This window comes from Solibacillus ferritrahens, assembly GCF_037027585.1.
Classification (GTDB): Bacteria; Bacillota; Bacilli; order Bacillales_A; family Planococcaceae; genus Solibacillus; species Solibacillus ferritrahens.
The window spans coordinates 60,788-81,101 of record NZ_JAXCLE010000008.1; the positions used below are offsets into that span (position 1 = coordinate 60,788).

At 37.9% G+C, this 20,314-nt stretch carries 19 protein-coding genes and 1 other annotated feature (1 of these 20 only partly in view); of the genes, 3 read left to right on the plus strand and 16 right to left on the minus strand.

The window, feature by feature from the left end; genetic code table 11:
* Positions 1-110 (minus strand) — a binding site (T-box leader) (it extends 118 nt beyond the left edge of the window).
* 72 nt (positions 111-182) lie between these two features.
* The 4 genes from gltX to SNE38_RS09720 form a co-directional block, all read right to left on the minus strand.
* Positions 183-1,643: a glutamate--tRNA ligase gene (gene gltX / locus SNE38_RS09705; RefSeq protein WP_191704105.1), complete on the minus strand. Its 1,461-nt coding sequence runs from the start codon at positions 1,641-1,643 to the stop codon at positions 183-185.
* 198 nt (positions 1,644-1,841) lie between these two features.
* The gene (gene ispF / locus SNE38_RS09710) at positions 1,842-2,318 is read right to left on the minus strand and encodes a 2-C-methyl-D-erythritol 2,4-cyclodiphosphate synthase (protein ID WP_191704106.1); all 477 of its coding nucleotides are present in this window, start codon (positions 2,316-2,318) and stop codon (positions 1,842-1,844) included.
* Between the two features lie 101 nt (positions 2,319-2,419).
* The gene (ispD, locus tag SNE38_RS09715; protein ID WP_191704107.1) at positions 2,420-3,121 is read right to left on the minus strand and encodes a 2-C-methyl-D-erythritol 4-phosphate cytidylyltransferase; all 702 of its coding nucleotides are present in this window, start codon (positions 3,119-3,121) and stop codon (positions 2,420-2,422) included.
* Between the two features lie 13 nt (positions 3,122-3,134).
* Complete coding sequence (locus tag SNE38_RS09720) at positions 3,135-4,214, minus strand: PIN/TRAM domain-containing protein (RefSeq protein ID WP_191704108.1); 1,080 nt, start codon at positions 4,212-4,214, stop codon at positions 3,135-3,137.
* Positions 4,215-4,490: 276 nt separating this feature from the next.
* On the opposite strand from SNE38_RS09720, the gene SNE38_RS09725 reads away from it, so the two are divergent.
* Positions 4,491-5,138: an acetate uptake transporter gene (locus tag SNE38_RS09725; RefSeq protein WP_191704109.1), complete on the plus strand. Its 648-nt coding sequence runs from the start codon at positions 4,491-4,493 to the stop codon at positions 5,136-5,138.
* A 140-nt stretch (positions 5,139-5,278) separates the two neighbouring features.
* On the opposite strand, the gene radA is transcribed toward SNE38_RS09725, so the two are convergent.
* From radA to SNE38_RS09760, 7 genes are all read right to left on the minus strand, one after another.
* Positions 5,279-6,652, minus strand: coding sequence for a DNA repair protein RadA (radA, locus tag SNE38_RS09730; RefSeq protein ID WP_191704110.1), 1,374 nt, complete (start codon positions 6,650-6,652; stop codon positions 5,279-5,281).
* A gap of 213 nt (positions 6,653-6,865) precedes the next feature.
* Positions 6,866-9,310, minus strand: coding sequence for an ATP-dependent Clp protease ATP-binding subunit (locus SNE38_RS09735; protein WP_191704111.1), 2,445 nt, complete (start codon positions 9,308-9,310; stop codon positions 6,866-6,868).
* Positions 9,307-10,404, minus strand: a complete 1,098-nt coding sequence (locus SNE38_RS09740) for a protein arginine kinase (RefSeq protein WP_191704112.1) — start codon at positions 10,402-10,404, stop codon at positions 9,307-9,309. Before SNE38_RS09740 ends, SNE38_RS09735 begins: the two co-directional genes overlap by 4 nt.
* Positions 10,401-10,943, minus strand: a complete 543-nt coding sequence (locus SNE38_RS09745; protein ID WP_191704113.1) for a UvrB/UvrC motif-containing protein — start codon at positions 10,941-10,943, stop codon at positions 10,401-10,403. The genes SNE38_RS09740 and SNE38_RS09745 overlap by 4 nt, the downstream gene beginning before the upstream one ends.
* Positions 10,944-10,955: 12 nt before the next feature.
* Positions 10,956-11,420 carry a CtsR family transcriptional regulator gene (locus SNE38_RS09750; protein ID WP_191704114.1) on the minus strand — a complete coding sequence of 155 codons (465 nt, stop codon included), beginning with the start codon at positions 11,418-11,420 and terminating at the stop codon, positions 10,956-10,958.
* A gap of 177 nt (positions 11,421-11,597) precedes the next feature.
* Positions 11,598-11,903: a DUF4870 domain-containing protein gene (locus SNE38_RS09755; protein ID WP_191704115.1), complete on the minus strand. Its 306-nt coding sequence runs from the start codon at positions 11,901-11,903 to the stop codon at positions 11,598-11,600.
* A 122-nt stretch (positions 11,904-12,025) separates the two neighbouring features.
* Entirely contained in the window at positions 12,026-12,238 is a 213-nt protein-coding gene (locus SNE38_RS09760) for an acyltransferase (RefSeq protein WP_191704116.1), read from the minus strand.
* Positions 12,239-12,405: 167 nt separating this feature from the next.
* Here SNE38_RS09760 and SNE38_RS09765 point away from each other — a divergent pair, with 167 nt between their 5' ends.
* Positions 12,406-13,719: a globin-coupled sensor protein gene (locus SNE38_RS09765; RefSeq protein ID WP_336046416.1), complete on the plus strand. Its 1,314-nt coding sequence runs from the start codon at positions 12,406-12,408 to the stop codon at positions 13,717-13,719.
* Between the two features lie 90 nt (positions 13,720-13,809).
* Here SNE38_RS09765 and SNE38_RS09770 read toward each other — a convergent pair whose 3' ends face one another.
* From SNE38_RS09770 to adh, 5 genes are all read right to left on the minus strand, one after another.
* Positions 13,810-14,298: an acyl-CoA thioesterase gene (locus SNE38_RS09770; RefSeq protein ID WP_191704117.1), complete on the minus strand. Its 489-nt coding sequence runs from the start codon at positions 14,296-14,298 to the stop codon at positions 13,810-13,812.
* Between the two features lie 66 nt (positions 14,299-14,364).
* Positions 14,365-15,792: an aldehyde dehydrogenase family protein gene (locus SNE38_RS09775; RefSeq protein WP_336046417.1), complete on the minus strand. Its 1,428-nt coding sequence runs from the start codon at positions 15,790-15,792 to the stop codon at positions 14,365-14,367.
* A 32-nt stretch (positions 15,793-15,824) separates the two neighbouring features.
* Positions 15,825-16,799: a DUF4003 family protein gene (locus SNE38_RS09780; protein WP_191704119.1), complete on the minus strand. Its 975-nt coding sequence runs from the start codon at positions 16,797-16,799 to the stop codon at positions 15,825-15,827.
* 125 nt (positions 16,800-16,924) lie between these two features.
* Entirely contained in the window at positions 16,925-17,281 is a 357-nt protein-coding gene (locus tag SNE38_RS09785) for a DUF779 domain-containing protein (RefSeq protein WP_191704120.1), read from the minus strand.
* A gap of 16 nt (positions 17,282-17,297) precedes the next feature.
* Positions 17,298-18,824, minus strand: coding sequence for an aldehyde dehydrogenase (adh, locus tag SNE38_RS09790; RefSeq protein ID WP_336046418.1), 1,527 nt, complete (start codon positions 18,822-18,824; stop codon positions 17,298-17,300).
* A gap of 225 nt (positions 18,825-19,049) precedes the next feature.
* Between adh and SNE38_RS09795 the strand changes: the two genes are divergently transcribed.
* Complete coding sequence (locus SNE38_RS09795) at positions 19,050-20,255, plus strand: polysaccharide deacetylase family protein (protein WP_336046420.1); 1,206 nt, start codon at positions 19,050-19,052, stop codon at positions 20,253-20,255.
* Positions 20,256-20,314 lie beyond the last annotated feature (59 nt).

Here is a 20,314-nt window from a genome sequence, read left to right on the forward strand (position 1 = left end):
AATACTCAAAGGTGCATTTCAGCTTTGCCTTGACCTAGATCACTTTCAGCCGGTGATGATCCTCTCTAATAAGGTATGCGCCGCGTACTTCTCCTTCTCAACGCGCTAACAATATATACAATTTAAATTCATTTTACATTTATTTTCTGAAAAATCAATCATTAAAACTATTCTTAGAATAATTACTCAGCAAACTTCTCGACACGAGCAATTGTTTTTTCTTTGCCGATTAAAGCAATAGAATTTGGCAATTCTGGACCATGTGTTTGACCAGTCGTCACAACACGGATTGGCATAAACAGATTTTTGCCTTTTACACCTGTTTCTTTTTGCACAGCTTTAATCGCCGCTTTAATCGAATCTGCATCAAAGGATTCTAAAGCTTCTAATTGAGTTTTAAATGAAGCCATAACAGCTGGCACTGTCTCACCTGCTAATACCTCATTTGCTTCTTCATCATATGCAATTTCTTCTGTGAAAAATAGGCTCGATAATTCTACAATTTCTGCCCCGAAGCTCATTTGCTCATGGTAAAGCGCGATTAAATCAGAAGCCCATACAAATTGCTCTTCTGATAGCTCTTCTGGAAGTAAGCCTGCTTTTTGTAAGTGTGGTAATGCTAGAGCAACCACCTCTTCACCAGACATTTTTTTAATATATTGATTGTTCATCCAAGTAAGCTTTGTTTTATCAAACATAGATGGTGATTTTGATAAACGTTTTTCATCAAAAAGCTTAACAAGTTCATCGTGAGAGAAGATTTCCTCTTCTCCTTCTGGAGACCAGCCTAGTAATGCAAAGAAGTTAAACATTGCTTCCGGTAAAAAACCAAGTTCTTTATATTGAGTAACAAATTGAATAATCGATTCATCGCGTTTTGATAATTTTTTGCGTTCCTCATTTACAATTAATGTCATATGGCCATATTGTGGGTATTCCCAACCGAAGGCATCAAAGATCATCATTTGTTTTGGCGTATTCGATAAATGCTCTTCCCCTCGGAATACATGCGAAATTTCCATAAAATGATCATCTAATACGACAGCATAGTTGTATGTTGGAATTCCATTTGCCTTCACAAGAACCCAGTCACCGATATCCTTTGATTCAAATGATACTTCACCGCGCACTAAATCAACGAAGTTATATGTTACATCTGCTGGTACACGCATACGAATTGTATATTGTTCGCCCGCTGCTTCTTTTGCTGCAACTTCATCTGATGTTAAGTGACGGCATTTTCCGCCATACATTGGAGCAGCAATACCCTTCGCTTTTTGAGCGTCACGCTCTGCTTCCAGCTCTTCTGATGTACAGAAACATTTATATGCTTGACCAGATTCTAACATCTTTTCTGCATGTTCTTTATAAATATCCAGGCGCTCCATTTGGCGATATGGCGCATAAGGACCACCAATATCTACTGACTCATCTGGTGTAATACCCAACCAACGCAGGTTATCAAGTTGAGAAGCTTCTCCACCTTCTACATTACGCTCGATATCTGTATCTTCAATACGTACTACAAAAGTTCCGTTATGATGTTTTGCATATAAATAGTTAAATAAAGCTGTACGTGCGCCACCGATATGTAAAAATCCTGTTGGCGATGGTGCATAACGAACTCGTACTGTTTTCGTCATAATATTGCCTCCTAATTTTAGCGTTAAAACGCTCGACCATTTTCAATATAAAAAGTATACATTTTTTTATATGTGTAAGAAAGGACATTATATTGCACTATACTTTCACAATAAGTGTCTTTTTAAACCTTGTCCATTCTACCACTGTCAGATAGTAAGTTAAAGTAGCATGTGTCAATTTTGACACCCGTTGCTGCCTTAAGCTTTCACTAAAAGAATTGTTGCCATTGCCGCAATACCTTCTTCACGACCAACAAACCCCAATTTCTCAGTTGTTGTTGCTTTTACATTTACTTGTGAAGGCTCTGCGTTTAATAATTGTGCGATACGGTTTTGCATTTGCGAAATATATGGAGCCATTTTTGGACGTTGGGCCATAATCGTGCAATCTACATTGCCTAATTTATAGCCATGTTTTTCAACTATTTCCCAGATGTATTCAAGTAACTTCGCTGAATCTGCATCTTTCCACTCAGGATCTGTATCAGGGAAGTGACGACCAATATCCCCTTCACCAATTGCCCCCAATGCTGCATCAGTCACCGTATGCAAAAGTACATCAGCATCTGAATGGCCTACCAAACCACGCTCATGCGGAATTGTAATCCCACCTAAAATTAATGGACGTCCCTCTGCAAATTCATGAACGTCAAATCCTTGTCCAATTCGAAACATAACAATGCTAGCTTACAAAGTAAACTAGCTTTCACCTTCTTTCTGCTAATCTCATTACACATAGTATAATCAACTTCTACAAAAAAAGCCTTGAAAACCTTTTACTTTTCAAGGCTCTTTCTCAAGTTTCGTTTTTCTAAAATAGCTTCCCCGAAAATCAAATCTTCCTGGGTTGTCATTTTAACATTTTCGTAGCTACATTCTACGATGTGAATATCATGGCCTAGCCGTTCTACCAGCATCGCCTCATCCGTACCTAAGAAACCGACCTTTTCAGCTACATCTTCCGCTTCAACCAACAAATCATAACGAAATGCTTGCGGTGTTTGCACCATCCATAGAGACTCACGGTCAACGGTTTCTTTAATGAGTCCATTCTGCACGATTTTCATCGTATCTTTTGCACGAACGCCTGCAATGGCTGCCCCTTTTTCGTAAGCAACCTCCGCAAGTTCTGTAATCTTCGGAATCGTAATAAAAGGTCTTGCTGCATCATGAACAAGAACAACCTCAACTGCCTTCATTTCTTTAATACATGAGTGTACGGAATGCTGTCGTTCTTCCCCTCCTGTAGGCAGCCCTTTTACTTTTGTAATATTATAATTTTCGATGAGCGTCTGTATAAATGATCGTTCCTCATCCTTTACTGCTAGCCAAATACCTGTACAGTTTGCATCCTGTTCAAAAACAAGTAAGGTATGCACTAAAATGGGCTTATCTGCTAAGTTCAAAAATAATTTATTTTGCCCAGCACCCATACGTTTTCCACTACCTGCTGCTGGCAAAACGACTTCATACCGCAAAATACTTCACTTCCTAATCCTCTTTTGGCTTTGCGAAAATCATGCGCCCGGCTGATGTTTGTAGTACGCTTGTTACCGTTACTCTAATCGCTTGACCGATATAACTTCGCCCGCCTTCTACAACAATCATCGTTCCATCATCTAAATATGCTACCCCTTGATTGTGTTCTTTTCCATCTTTAATCACAACAACTTGCATATCTTCACCAGGAATGACGACGGGCTTTACCGCATTTGCCAAATCATTAATATTCAACACTTGTACGCGATGCAATTCGCAAACTTTATTTAAGTTAAAATCATTCGTTAAAATTTGTGCGCTCATGTTTTTGGCTAAACGGACCAATTTTAAATCCACTTCTGCCACATCTTCGAAATCGACTTCAGTAATAAGGACTTTGGATGCCCGTTCATCTTGAAGGCGCTTTAGAATATCCAAACCTCTGCGACCACGCGTCCGTTTTAATGTATCAGAAGAATCTGCAATATGTTGAAGCTCTGTTAGCACAAACTGAGGCACTACTAAAATTCCTTCAACAAACCCCGTCTCGGATATGTCTGCAATACGTCCATCAATAATAACGCTCGTATCAAGCAATTTATATTGCTCCTGTTCTTGCGCTTCCTTTTCTGATGCCTCATTAATTCGTTTCTTTGTAGATTTCCCTGTAAAAATCTGCATGAGCTCGTCACGCTTACTAAATCCTAATCTGAAGCCTAAATATCCTAGGACAATCGATAAAATTGCAGGTACTACCGCGGTAATTACAGGTATATTCATTTGATTAATGGCTACACCAACTAACGTTGCAACACATAGCCCTACAATTAAGCCAAGCGTCCCAAACAATAAATCTGCTGCAGGTAATTTAAATAATACTTCTTCTAACCAAGTAATCAATTTTACAAAGTAATCGGATAACGCAAACGATAGGACAAATAATAAAGCAGCACCTATCGCAACACTAAAGTACGGATTATTAAGCCACGGATTGGATGATAAATTCATAAATTCATATAATGGCGGTAAGAAAATGAGACCTAATGCTCCACCGATAAATAAAAATGCTACTTGAATAATTCTTTTCAACATTACTTTCACCTCCAACAATAATTATACATATAATGCCCTGTTCATGCGAAGGACAACCATCAATATTGAAACAAAATAGAAATATTAGTCAAGGTCTATATTTAAGTAAGGACAATGTCCCCACTTCCACGTAAAATTCCACCCTTTATATTTGTTGAATTTACATCATATCTTTTCGATTATTACAGAGTTCATTCAAAATTATACTCATACATAGAATTTAGATATTATTTTAATATAATAGAAAAATGACAACATAGAATAGGAGAATACGTTTTGGATACAACAAAAGAAGTGAAAATTTCAACCGCTGACCCATCTGCAATCGGGTTATTCGGTTTAGCAATTGTAACATTTGTCGCTTCAACTCAAAAGTTGGGATGGACAGAAGGTTTAGGATTAGTCATTCCCTGGGCAATTTTCTTAGGTGGAATTGCACAATTTTATGCGTCAGTATTAGATTCAAAGCATAATAATACATTTGGTACGACAGCATTTGGAGCATACGGTCTATTTTGGATGGGTGTAGGTATGAGCTGGTTCGTTCAAGCCGGTGTGTTTGGTGAAGTATTGCAAGCATCTGTAGATACACGTCAGCTTGGCGTTGTGTATCTAGGGTATTTAATCTTTACCCTATTTATGACGATTGGTGCAGCTGAAACAAATAAAGTTTTATTTTCTATCTTCGTAATGATTGATTTCCTATTTATCGGCTTAGCATTAAGCTCATTTGGGATAATGGAACATGGGATGCACTTATTAGCCGCTTACTCTGAATTAATTATTGCGCTTTTATCATTCTACGGTGCAGGTGCAAATGTTCTAAACAAACATTTCGGTTTCAACTTCCTGCCTATTGGAAAACCATTTGGCATTTTCAAAAAAGAAGCATTTGAAAAGAAAGATAAAACTGTAAAAGCATAAGTTAAAGAATTGAACAAAATAAAGCGTCGCAATTTGGTTCCTACCATTTGCGACGCTTTTTTATCTACATTGTTCCCCGCTTTACAGTGAGGATAACTTATACTCTTTGACGGATGCTCATCAAGGCACAAGAGGTGTACCTATAAATTTTGAAAAGATTCTCGTAGTGCATCACTAATTGTTTCAACACCGACTACTTGAATATCTGCAGGGAACTCCCATCCTCCGATATTTGAAGCCGGTATGAATGCGCGTTTAAACCCTAGCTTTGCCGCTTCCTGCACACGCTGCTCAATTCTAGAAACACGACGAACTTCACCCGTTAACCCCACTTCACCAATAAAGCAATCAGTCGGACGTACCGTTTGATCTTTAAAACTCGAAACAATACTCGTTAATACAGCTAAATCAATTGCTGGCTCATCGAGTTTTACACCACCGGCAACTTTAATATAGGCATCCTGTGCCTGAAGCATCATACCCATACGTTTTTCCAAAACTGCCATTAAAAGCTGCACACGGTTTTGATCAACCCCCGTAGCCATCCGCTTTGGATAATTAAAACTTGTTGGGGTAATAAGAGACTGTATTTCCACCAAAATTGGTCGTGTCCCCTCCATTGAAGCCACTATCGTTGAGCCTGGTGCACCTTGTGAACGCTCCTGTAAAAACAGCTCTGACGGATTTAATACTTCTTTCAATCCTCCATGGAGCATTTCAAAAATCGCAATTTCATTTGTAGATCCAAAACGGTTTTTCTGACTACGTAAAATCCGGTGGTTATGATGACGTTCCCCTTCAAAATAAAGTACCGTATCAACCATATGTTCTAAAATACGCGGACCGGCAATTTGCCCTTCCTTTGTAACGTGGCCAACTAAAAAGATTGCGATATTTTTTGTTTTCGCAATACGCATTAATTCTGCTGTACATTCACGTACTTGAGAAACACTTCCCGGTGCACTCGTTACTTCTGGATGATGTACTGTTTGAATCGAATCGACAATGACAAATTTAGGTTGGACTTCATCAATTGTTTGATTTAGAAATTCGAGATTCGTTTCCGAGTAAATATAAAGCTCCGGCGTATGTACACCTAAACGTTCAGCTCTTAGTTTCGTTTGACGGACAGATTCCTCGCCCGAAATATATAACACACGTTTCCCTTGATTGGAAAGAAGCGCAGATACTTGTAGTAATAATGTAGATTTCCCGATACCTGGATCACCGCCTATCAGCACAAGTGAACCTGGGACAATACCGCCTCCAAGAACGCGGTTGAACTCACTCATTTCTGTAGCGATACGCGTTTCTTCCTGTACTTCCACATGAATAATAGGTGTTGCTTTTGTAGCGGTTGTAGAATGTTGGAACGCACCACGTGGCCCTTTTGTGATGACTTCAACTTCTTCATTCATCGTATTCCATTCACCACAGCCAGGACAGCGCCCCATCCATTTTGCCGCTTCATACCCACAGCTGCTGCACATAAATTTAGACTTCTTTTTTGCCATTTCACTAGCTCCTTCGAATGTTTGTTCCTATAATTGTACACGAAACAAAATCGAATACCCAATAAACAGCTGAAAAATTCTTTTTTAGCTGTTTATTCATATAAGAAATTGTAATGCCCGTTTTAGCATGAGCTCATATAGAAAGTTTTTTAATAAAAGTTTTTGATATTAAAAAAGACGAAGCAGTAATGATTCCTGCTTCGTCAACTTTAGTTAATTCGTTGATACTTTTTCTTGCGTACGGACGATGAACTCATCACTTACATAATCAAGCACAACTGTTTGCGACTTATCTAATGTACCTTTTAACAGTTCTTCAGATAAACGGTCTTCCACATGTTTTTGCAATGCACGACGTAATGGGCGTGCACCGTATTGTGGGTCATAACCTTCTTCAGCGATCTTTTCGAGTGCAGCATCTGTAAGATGTAACTCAATTTCTTGCTCCTGAAGACGTTTTGTTAAAGAGTTTGCCATTAATGATACGATTTCTTTTAAATGATCCTTCTCTAATGAGTGGAACACAATCATTTCGTCAATACGGTTTAAGAATTCTGGACGGAATGCTTTTTTCAGTTCTTCCAACATTGTACCCTTCATGTCTTTATCTTTTGATTCATTTAGTGCTGCGCCAAATCCAACATGCTTACGGTATTTCAATGCATCTGCACCAACGTTCGATGTCATAATAACTACCGTATTACGGAAATCTACAACACGACCTTTTGAATCAGTTAAACGACCATCTTCCAACACTTGCAATAAGATGTTGAATACATCTGGGTGCGCCTTTTCAATTTCGTCGAGCAAGACTACCGAATATGGCTTACGACGAACTTTTTCTGTTAATTGTCCACCATCATCAAATCCTACGTATCCTGGAGGAGAACCGACTAAACGAGAAGTCGAATGTTTTTCCATGTACTCGGACATATCAACACGGATCATTGCATCTTCATCACCGAACATTACTTCAGCTAATGCTCGCGCAAGTTCCGTTTTACCAACCCCTGTAGGACCAAGGAAAATGAATGAACCAATTGGACGCTTTGGATCTTTTAAGCCTGCACGAGCACGACGGATAGCTCGTGAAATTGCCTCAACCGCTTCACCTTGACCAACGACACGCTTGTGTAATTCTTCTTCAAGATTCAACAGCTTCGCTGATTCTGCTTGTGCGATTTTAGAAACAGGAATTCCAGTCCACATCGCAACTACTTGGGCAATATCATCTACATATACTGTAGACTCTTCTTTACCTTGCTTTTCTTTCCATTCCTTTTTCATTTGCTCAAGCTCTTGTTTTAGCTTTTGCTCCGAATCACGTAACGCTGCTGCCTTTTCAAATTCCTGACCTGAAACAGCCGCATTCTTTTCGGATTTTATACCCTCTAGCTTATCTTCTAATTCTTTTAAATTCGGTGGAACTGTATATGAACGTAAACGAACTTTCGAACCGGCCTCATCAATTAAGTCAATTGCTTTATCCGGTAAGAATCGGTCTGAAATGTAACGATCCGATAATTTTGCTGCCGCTTCTACTGCTTCGTCTGAAATTTTCACACGGTGATGTGCTTCATAACGGTCACGTAAGCCTTTAATAATTTGGATTGTTTCATCAACAGATGGCTCATCGACTTGGATAGGTTGGAAACGACGCTCCAATGCTGCATCTTTTTCAATATATTTACGATATTCATCAAGTGTTGTTGCACCGATACATTGTAATTCTCCGCGGGCTAAAGATGGTTTTAAAATGTTGGATGCATCAATTGCACCTTCTGCACCACCTGCACCGATTAATGTGTGAAGCTCGTCGATGAACAGAATGATATTGCCGGCTTGGCGAATCTCATCCATTACTTTTTTCAGACGGTCCTCAAATTCACCGCGGTATTTTGTACCTGCTACAACAGTACCCATATCAAGTGTCATAACACGTTTGTCACGAAGCGTTTCAGGTACTTCATTATTAATGATTTGCTGAGCCAAGCCTTCAGCAATGGCTGTTTTACCGACACCTGGCTCCCCGATTAGTACTGGGTTGTTTTTTGTACGGCGTGACAATACTTCCACGACACGTGTAATTTCTTTAGAGCGTCCGATTACAGGGTCAAGTGAACCTTCTCGTGCCACTGCTGTTAAATCACGCGCTAAACTATCCAATGTTGGTGTATTCACAGTTTGCGCCATATTTGACGTTCCACTAGTGTTGGCATCATTGTTTCCTAATAGTAATAAAACTTGTTGGCGTGCTTTATTAATACTTACACCCGTGTTAGCCAGTACGCGTGCTGCAACGCCTTCACCTTCACGAATTAATGCCAATAATATATGTTCTGTTCCTACATATGCATGACCTAGTTTGCGTGACTCATCCAACGACAGTTCGATTACTTTTTTAGCACGCGGTGTGTAATGAACGATAGGGCCAACTTCCTCCGTACCCTTTCCTACCAATTCCTCTATGCCTGTTTCGATCATCTGAGGGCTAATATTAATTGCTTCCAATGCTTTTGCAGCAATCCCGCCACCTTCACGAATTAAGCCAAGTAAAATATGTTCTGTTCCAATTTCTTTATGCTTAAGGCGAATTGCTTCTTCTTGAGCAAGTTGTAATACTTTTTGAGCACGTTGTGTGAATCGATTGAACATCATAAAAAATCCTCTCCTTTTTCCCCATTGTTTATAGCTTCATCTTGCTCATTTAACTTATCTTGTAAAAGCTTCGCACGATACATATCGCGCTCTGCTGGTTGCAACGTAGTACCAATATATTGCTGAATGAGTCCAGGTTGCATTAAAAGCATGCACTCATTTAATTTACGCTGTGAAATAGGTTCTAATAATCCTAAACTTACCCCAAGACGGACATTGGATAAACAGCTTGCGGCTTCCTCACTCGGTAAAATTTTTGCAAACTTCAATGTGCCAAGTGCACGACTTAAGCGGTCTTCTAAAATTGAAGGAGCACGCATCAATAAATTTTTCCGGGCAAGCTGTTCTTTTTGAATGACTTGCTCTACTACTTCTTGAAGCTCATGCAAAATTGTTTCTTCGGATTTCCCTAAAGTGATCTGATTAGAGATTTGATAAATATTACCTAAGTTTTCACTTCCTTCTCCATATATACCCCTCACTACCATTCCTAACCTTGTCATCATCTGAATCAGGGCATTCATTTGTTTAGTCATAGTAAGTGCTGGTAAATGAAGCATGACAGAGGCTCTAAGTCCCGTTCCAACATTGGTCGGACAACTTGTTAAGTAGCCATATCGGTCTTCATATGCATAGTTGATTGACTTACTCAAGTAGCGGTCAATCGTTCTAGCCTCCTTAAAGGCTTCTTTTAAGTTCATGCCTTGTGTCAGGCTCTGAATCCGAATATGGTCCTCTTCATTTACTAATATGCTAATGGATTCATCTTTTGTTAAAAAAAATGATCCTATTTTTTTTCTCCGTGCCAAGTTAGGGCTTATAAGATGCTTCTCTACTAGGATTTGACGCTGTAATACAGGCATATCTTTTATTTGGAAGTAGGAAAATTGATAAGGGTTTACATCTGTAGATAGTAGAACCTTCATCATTTTTTCTTCGACTACCTGTGCCTCTTCTTCTGTAAAACTTATTGGAAATCGAGTATTGGCAATATTACGAGCAAGTCGAATGCGTGTACTAATGACGATATCCGATTCGCTTTCATGTTGCATCCAGCTTGGACTAGCATTCGTTAGAAAATGCTCGATGTTCATGCGTTCCCCTCTCCTTCCTGTTTGATTTTATTTTCTAATTCACGTACTTCATCACGAATTGAAGCTGCATCCTCAAAGCGTTCCTCAGCAATCGCCTGATGTAATAATGTACGGAGTTCGTTAATTTGTTGTTCAACTTTTTCTTTTGATGGGGCATTTTTTTCGTACCCTACATGCTGTGTACCTGCTTGAATGCGTTCGAGCAGCTGTGGTAATTGTTCACTAAATGTTTCATAACACTGACCACATCCAAATTTTCCTTGCTTTAAAAATTGCCGGTACGTAAACCCACAAGAAGGACATGCTTTTGGATTGGTTGTCTGTTTCGTTGTGCTTTCTTTTTTAGCGTTCACTGGTACAAAATTGAACCAATTCGATATAAGCTGCTGAAGAGATGTTGGCTCTTCACTCACATCAAATTGAAATGGATGAAATTGTGTAGCACATACTTCACAATAATGACGTTCCACTTTTTGACCATTGTGAACTTGTGTTACCGTTACATTTGCATGACGCTGCTTACAATGCTCACATATCATATATTTACACCTCTACTTTTCAAAAGAAATCGTTTGTAGCATTGCATGCATAATACGTGCCCTTAACTGATCACGGAGTGGTAAACCTACCTGTAATGTGACACGATCTAGGGCCACTTTCATAATGCTTGCTTCACGCTCAGTAATAATATCCTCTTCCAACAATCGATAAATAATATGCTCTGCATTCGTCTGTGCAATGGCATTCCCTATTTGTGTTTCCATTTCATCTAATAAATTTTTCTTTGAGTGGATTGTTACTCGCAAAATCCGAATATAACCGCCACCTCCACGCTTACTCTCTACATAGTAGCCATGTTCGGTCGTGAAACGCGTATTGATGACGTAATTGATTTGGGAAGGAGCACAGGAAAATTGCTTCGCTAATTCATTGCGCTTTATCTCAATATGTCCCTGCCCATCTAATTCAATAACTTCCTTCAAATACCCTTCAATTATGTCAGATATATTCCTCATGCTGTTTTCACCTCTCATCAACTGACTTTGACTATCTTTGACTTAAATATACAATATTTATTTTTTGCAATGCAACTATTTGCTCTTACTTAGGTTTCCCCTAAATCGCAATAAAAAATCCCTATTTATGTAAAAAAACGGCCGAGTTTGTTTTATACAAACTCGACCGCTTTTATGTTAGACCCAACGACCAACAATCGGATAATTCCAGTCTTGGTCTGATAATGCTTTTATAATTCCGATTACCGGAGCAATCCAGAATATTAATACAAAGACAAATAAGAATGGTAAACCGATTAGCAGAATTGAAAAGATTCCTGCAATTGCAATTAAAATACCAAATACTACTTGGAATAGTAATGCTTGAATTGAAGTCCGTTTTACTTCAGATTCAGTACTTATTAAGAAAAATAGAATCGGTACTAGGAAAGGAGCAAAAAAGGCACTAGCATGAATAATAATTTTTGACCATTTTGATTCCATTTGTTATCAACCTCACTTTATATTGTTAGCTTATTTACGGATAATATTCACAAAAGTTTCATAGAGGGAATAAAAAAATCCCGATTTTTTTTATCGAGATTTCTACGAGAAGCGATTTCCCATTAATATGGTCCTCTATCATTCGGGTTATCCCCTTCTTGAGGAAATAAAAAATACGAAATTATTGCTGTTAAAATGGCAGCTCCTATGACAATCAATATTCGATCACGGTCGCCTACTTCTGCATAATTATTAACTAGCATAATATAAGAAGCAATTGCAACCCCTAATGATATTGGTATAACAAATTTTAAACGACCTTTATGAAATTTCATTTTTTCTACGCCCTTTAAATCTATTTTTGTTAATTTCTATCATACCTTGTTTAATTTTAAATTACAAATTCTTCAATAATAAGAATTTATACCGAAATAATACTGATAATCCCTGCAAAAAATAGTAAGATTGTAGTAGTAAAAAATTTAATGAGATGAGGAATAGTATGGGCATTCTATTTACAAAAGCAACTAAAGTTTCAAAAAAACCTTACTTTGACATAGCTAAATATTCTCAAGAAGTTTCTTTAGATGTTTCAAAGTATCCTGATTTAAGTAAACAGCTTCAATTATTAAAATTAACTAATGAAGATTTAGCCATTATAAAACAGCTGGAGCCCTTTGCTCAGGAAATTATTCCTAATATGGTAGAGCAATTCTATGAAGCAATTAGTTTAAGCACAGAACTTACTGATATTATAAATAATACAAGTAAAATAGACCGTTTAAAAGTCACTCTATCCAATCATTTAGAAAGTATTTTTAAAGGTTCGATTGATTCACATTACATAGAAGAGCGCCAGACAATTGCGCATGTGCATGTAAGAATTGGGTTAAAATCAAAATGGTATATCGCCTCGTTCCAATCATTAATCACGACATTTATTGAATTTATCGAAAAAGTCGATATGTCGAATTCCGAGATGGGCAAAGCCGTTAATGCTTTCTCGAAAATTATTAGCCTCGAACAGCAGCTTGTTATCGAAGCATACGAAAAAGAAGAACAGCGCATTCGTATGGAAAATATAGAATTGAAAATAAAACTAATTGACCGAATTCAAAATACCGCGCAGGAATTGTATAGCATTAGTGATGAAACAAATGATTCCTTACAGAAAATAGCCAGCCAATCTGAAGAAATCGCTTCTAATACAGAGCAAGGTTTGAATTTAGTAGCGGAGACAGAAGACAAATCAACAACTGGTACAACATATTTAGTGAGTCAAACTGCGATTATGTCGACGATTTTAGACCGAGTGGACACATTGGAAACTTCAATGGTCACACTTCGTCAATCCTCTCAAAAAATTGCTGACATTGTAGGGTTAGTAACAGGTATTGCTGACCAAACAAACTTACTAGCCTTAAATGCTTCTATTGAAGCAGCCCGTGCCGGGGAACATGGTAAAGGTTTTGCTGTCGTAGCTGATGAAGTAAGAAAACTTGCAGAAGAAACGAAAAAGGCTGTTCAAAATGTATCGCAATTAATTAAAGAAACCGAGCTCAATATTACACAAATGTCCCACTCTGTATCAAGTGTAGATGAGCAGGTGAAAATGAGTGTAGATACGCAAAAGAATTTAGCGGATTCCTTTACATCGATTACAGAAGCTGTATCAGGTATTAAAAAGAAATATGAAAATACAAATGAAGACATTCATACAATTTCTTCCGTTATTACAGGGTTAACACATACAACAAATCTTGTCTCAACTTCTTCTGATTCGTTGTTGCGTATAGTTCATGAACTAAATAATTAACATCCCGTTAGCTCCGGGAGAATAAGAAGAGGCAGTGTGCAAAATAAAATTTTACTGTGCACACTGCCTTTTTGCTTATTACTTAAGAATTTAAGCTCGGCGATTTTTTGATAAGACTCGCTTTTGCTTTCGATGTTCTTGGCGAATAGGACCTGTTTCAAATAAATGACGTTCAAAATCTGTTTCTGGCTCTACGCCTGGTACTTCTTTCGGATTGCCGTTTTCATCAATTGCAACCATTGTCACGAAAGATTCTGTCGTTAATTTTTTGGCTCCAGTTTTAACATTTCTCGAAACAACACGCACATACACTTCCATTGAAGTTCGCCCTGTCCCAGAAACAACTGCCTCCAGCTCTATCATATCCCCTGCATAAGCGGGTGAGACAAAATCTACGGAGTCAAATGATGCTGTAACGACCTCTCCCTGAGAATGTTTCATTGCTGCAATTGCTGCAATTTCATCAATATATGCTAATACTTTTCCCCCGAATATAGATTGATGATGATTTGTATCAGGAGGTAGCACTAATCGTGTTTGGATAGATTTTGAATAACTCATTGGTAAAGTTGTTTTCATAAATATCCTCCTTTCTAACTACACTCCATGTTACTATTCGATAGGGCAAAGTGCTAGTTTGAATTTTTAATATGTCAGCTTCATTGTTATAAATTTCAGCTCCGTCATTTCTTCCACAGCATACTTAATACCTTCTTTGCCATAGCCGCTCATTTTAACACCACCATATGGCATATTATCTACGCGGAATGTAGGAACATCATTAATAACTACCGTTCCTGCTTCAATCTCCTCTGCAGCTTTCATGGCATCTGTGAAAACGTTTGTATAAATACCCGCATTTAAGGCTAAATCTGATTCGTTTACGAGCGCTATCGCCTCGTCCAATGTTTCATATGGAACAATCGATACAATAGGCGCAAAGGTTTCTTCACATACAATTTTCATATCCGGCTTCACATTTGTCATGACAGTTGGCGAGCAAGTACGATCCGTAAATTCTGCCCCTGTTGCAACAATCGCACCTTGTTGTTTTGCTGCTTCAATCCAACTCTTAATACGCTTCACTTCATCAGGGTGAATCATAGCACTCACATCTGTCTGTTCATCATGAGGATCTCCAACAACTAACTTTTCAGTCTCTTCCACAAACAACTTCGTGAATTGCTCGTAAATAGAACTGTGAACATATACACGCTGTAGAGAAATGCATACTTGTCCCGCAAAGCCAAATGCCCCGCCTACACAGCGTGCTATAACTTTTTCAATTGGTGTTGAAGGCTCTACAATTAATGCAGCATTTGAACCTAGCTCTAATGTAATTTTACGCAAGCCGACCTTTTCTTTAATTTTCAGTCCAACCGCTCCACTACCAGTAAATGTAACTTTTTTCACAAGTGGATGTGTCACAAGGGTATCGCTTAAATCGCTACCACCGCCAGTCACAATTTGCAGAGCCCCATCCGGTAATCCAGCTTCTTTAAAAATTTCTGCCATCGCAAGTGCGCTTAATGGTGTTTGTGATGCCGGTTTTAAAACGACTGTATTCCCTACAGCAAAGGCCGGCCCTAACTTATGCGCCACTAAGTTAAACGGAAAGTTAAACGGTGTTATGGCAGAGACTACGCCTAATGGTACTCGTTTTGTATAGCCCATTCGATCTTTAACACCAGGTGTAGCATCCATTGGAACGGTTTCTCCTGTAATTTGTTTTGCCGCTTCTGCTGCAAATTGATACGTAGTAATTGTACGATCTAGTTCAGTAAGTCCTGCTGATAGCGGTTTAGATGCTTCATCTGCTAAAATTTTTGCAAGCTCCTGTTTACGGTCACGCATAATTGCCGCAACTTTATATAAAATCTCAGCACGTTCATATGCTGTTGTCTTCTTAAATGACAGAAACGCTTTATGTGCTCCCTCAATTGCTCTTTCCACATCAGCAACAGAGGCCTTTGCAACTTTCGCAATTACTTTTCCCGTATAGGGTGCTGTTAGTTCGCTTGATTCCTCCGTACTTTCCCATTTGCCATTAATCCATAGTTTTGTTTCTTTCATAATAAATCCCTCCTCTATATTATCTACCCGATTTAAATAAATATATCGAGAATATCAAATGCTAAAAAAAATGTCATATCATTTATAAAATCACTCATATTAATGGCTTGCATAAAAAGTAGGCTATCGTTAAAATCAGCTAATTGATTATTTTCAATTAAGTGGTGCAGCACATAGTGAGTTGCAGTCATTAATGCATATTCCTTTTCTCTTGCATACATAGATAAGCTCATTAATTCCTGAGATAGCTCAATAATTTCATTCACTACTTCAGAAGTTGCAGCTACTAAAGCGAGCAAGGCCAAATATGGATAAAATTTCTTACCTACCTTTACCTTTTTGTTAGTAAATGATTGTTTAATCGCAACAGTATATTCGATTAAAGTTGGCTGAAACTCCTCTTGATATAATGTCAAAAGCTGTGTCATCGCCTGTAATGAATCACCAATTTTAAAACCTTCTTTCTGCAATCCATCATAATATTGCCGCATCGTTTCAGCCATCGTTCCATAGTTACTGGATTGATTTGTTAATAATACTGCGTAAGGAATGTCATCTTTGCCAGTTAAAAAATAGTGATATTTTTTCATTTCGTTATGTAATTTCTTTGCTCGAAATGCATGTTCTTCATCTGTTAAAAATAATGCAGCAATATTTTGATAGGCACTATTTTTAAATCCCGCCTTTATAAGCAACTTTTCATTTGAGATTAAGCGTTTCAGCTCTTGCTCGGGTTCTGGATGTAATACAAGATGCACTAAAATTCTATAAGTTAATGCAGATATATTATTGGATGATGATAAAATATCCAGCAACTTTTTCTTTGGTTTTTGTTTATGTATTTTTTTAACACTATCCTCAAATTTTGGTCCATTAAATGTTTCACGTGAAAATGTAAACTGACTAGCTAAAGGTATTCGAATATTACTGGTTTCATTTGTTCCGAAAAAGAGCTCCATCCGCTCATAATTTTGGCTAAGCAATTGAATAAAAGATGACTTTTCCATATCTTCACACTCCTAGCCATTATTATACGCCTAATTTATTTGAGGTGAAAAACAATGTATTTTATCGGCCCAAAAAAAGTAAACGCCAATGGTATTGGTATTCCCATCAGCGTTTACTCTTCAATTTATCCTTGAAGCTGTTCAAGCTCCGCTTTTGTAAATGCACGTGACCTTGATAAAAAGCGTTTACCCTCGACACCTTCCAATGAAAACATACCGCCCCGACCATCAACAACATCAATTATAATTTGTGTATGCTTCCAATAATCATATTGATTTTTATGCATATAAAAAGGACTGTCTCCAATATGACCTAGCAACACATCCTGATTGCCAATTATTAAATCTCCATCTGGATAGCACATAGGCGATGAGCCATCACAGCACCCTCCTGATTGGTGAAACATAACCGGCCCATGGCGGTCTTTTAACTTCTCGATTAATTGTAGTGCTGCATCGGTTGCGGTTACACGTTCAACCAAAACCGTACCCCCTCTCTTAGAAGAAGCCTAAACGGTTTTCATCATAGCTTACTAAAAGGTTTTTCGTTTGTTGATAATGGCTTAACATCATTTTATGATTTTCGCGTCCAATACCACTCATCTTGTACCCACCAAACGCTGCATGTGCCGGGTATGCATGATAACAATTTGTCCATACACGACCTGCTTCAATGCCACGTCCAAAGCGGTAGGCTGTATTCATATCTCGCGTCCACACACCCGCTCCTAAACCATAAAGTGTATCATTTGCGATTTCTAAAGCATCTTCTTTCGTCTTAAATGTTGTTACTGCAACGACTGGACCAAAAATTTCTTCTTGGAAAATACGCATTTTATTATGACCTTTAAATACAGTTGGTTTAATATAGTAACCGTTTGCATAATCGCCGCCAAGATCATTTTTCTCGCCACCGATTAAGCATTCAGCACCTTCTTCTTTTCCAATTTGTAAATACGATTGGATTTTTTCCATTTGCTCAGAGGAAGCCTGAGCACCCATCATTGTATCTGTATCTAAAGGATTTCCTGTTTTAATCGCTTCAACACGCTTCAATACACGATCTATGAATTTCTCATAAATCGACTCTTGAATAAGCGCACGGGATGGACAAGTACATACTTCCCCTTGGTTTAAAGCGAACAATACGAAACCTTCCACGGCTTTGTCCAAAAATGCATCGTCTGCATCCATAATATCTTCAAAGAATATATTTGGTGATTTACCACCTAACTCTAATGTAACGGGGATTAAGTTTTGTGAAGCATACTGCATAATTAAGCGCCCTGTCGTCGTTTCCCCTGTAAAGGCGATTTTTCCGATGCGTGGACTAGATGCCAGTGGCTTACCTGCTTCTAAACCAAAACCATTCACAACATTCACTACACCAGGTGGCAGTAAATCTTCAATTAACTCAACTAACACTAAAATCGACGTTGGCGTTTGCTCAGCCGGCTTTAATACAACACAGTTTCCTGCAGCAAGTGCTGGCGCCAACTTCCATATTGCCATAAGTAAAGGGAAGTTCCACGGTATAATTTGTCCTACAACTCCGATTGGCTCATGGAAATGATAAGCAACTGTATTATCATCAATCTGACTAATCGATCCTTCTTGTGCACGTAATACCCCCGCAAAATATCGGAAATGATCAATACCAAGTGGTAAATCTGCATTCAATGTTTCCCGTACAGCTTTACCATTGTCCCATGTTTCTGCAACCGCTAACATTTCTAGGTTTTGTTCCATACGATCAGCAATCTTCAGTAAAATGTTTGATCGCTCTGCGGCAGATGTCTTACCCCAAGCATCCTTTGCTGCATGCGCTGCATCTAATGCAAGTTCGATATCCTCCTCAGTTGAACGAGCAACTTGCGTAAAAATGTTTCCAGTAACCGGTGTTATATTATCAAAATACTCCCCTTTTACTGGAGGTGTCCATTTACCACCAATAAAGTTGTCATAGCGCTCCTTAAAATTCACTAATGCGCCATCTGTGTTAGGATTGTGATACACTGCTGCCATTGAATTCTCTCCCCTTTGCAAAAATTGTTGTGACCATACCCTCATATGCAGGCACTTGGCAATTTCCATTTCATAACTCACCTGGTTGCGAGAGGTATCTCTAACTATTATATTGTCAGAAGAATCCAATAATTTCAAATATTAAACTACAATTTTAAGAATATTTTATTTTAAATATTCTGCTATACTGGTAATTATTACTATCAATCAAAAGGAAGTATACAAATGAAACATTTTAGTACTCTTTTTATTTCATTATTTTTCTCATTTTTTTTTATAAATGCCTCATACGCTTCATCACAAGAAACAGTAAAAATTAAAAAAGATACAACAGCTAATTTTTATTTGCATAATAACCAAGAAGTAAAGTACATTACTTTAAAAAAAGGGGAAACATACCTCGCTACTTCAGAAGATCTAAATTGGATGATCGAGATTGGCAATGCAAAGGTTCATATCGATAAACAAGATGCGAAAAGCACAAACGAAAAAATTACTCCTGCGCAAAACAATAATAAGATACAGATTTTAACCAATGAATCCACGCCGGTTTATAATTCCCATCGTAATAGTAGTAAACAAATTGCTACATTAAGCGCTAATACGCGTATTAGCTCTAATGGTGTGAAAGGATATTTTTATGAGGTTGTCATCGGTGGGAAACTTGGATATGTGCCCATTAAAAAAATGCAGATTGATGCTGGGGTTCCCACTTTAATTTATCACCACTTTGTAGAGAACATTGATAAATCCTATTTCCGTAATAATATCTCGGTCGTTGATATTGGAGATTTTGAACAGCAAATGACATTTTTGAAGAATGAAGGCTATACAACTATTTCATTAAAGGATCTAGACTTATGGATGCAAAAAAAACAGGCACTCCCTGCAAAAGCAGTCGCCCTAACTTTCGATGATGCCAATTTATCACTGGAGAAAATGGTATATCCAATTTTAAAAGAAAGAAATATGCATGGTACTACCTTTGTCATTGGTAATCGGGTAAAAGAAGAAACTCCCCCATTTAACAGCGAAGCAGAAATAGTACAATTTGCAGGATTTAATGAACTACACAGTATAATGGACCTTATTGAAATCGAGCATCATACTTATGCGCTCCATGTTTATAATGATACATTACAGAGAAGTCAGCTCCAGCTTACATCGGCTCGGGATTTACATTACGATATTCAGCAAATGAATGAAGTGCTAAAGCAAATCGACCCTAATATACAAGCACAGTACTATTCTTATCCATATGGGAAGTTTAATAAAAATCACGAAGCTACATTTATAGAAAATAATATTTCATTAGCATTTTTGAATAAAGGTGGCAAAACCAAAATAACTAGTCCACGGTTATATGTACCTAGGATTCCTGTTCAAAATTCTATGCCGCTCGAACAATTTAAATCATTAGTTCAGAATTAACGACAATTATTTAAAACTACGTGAGACGAATTTATAGGTCATTTCATGTATACTGGAGA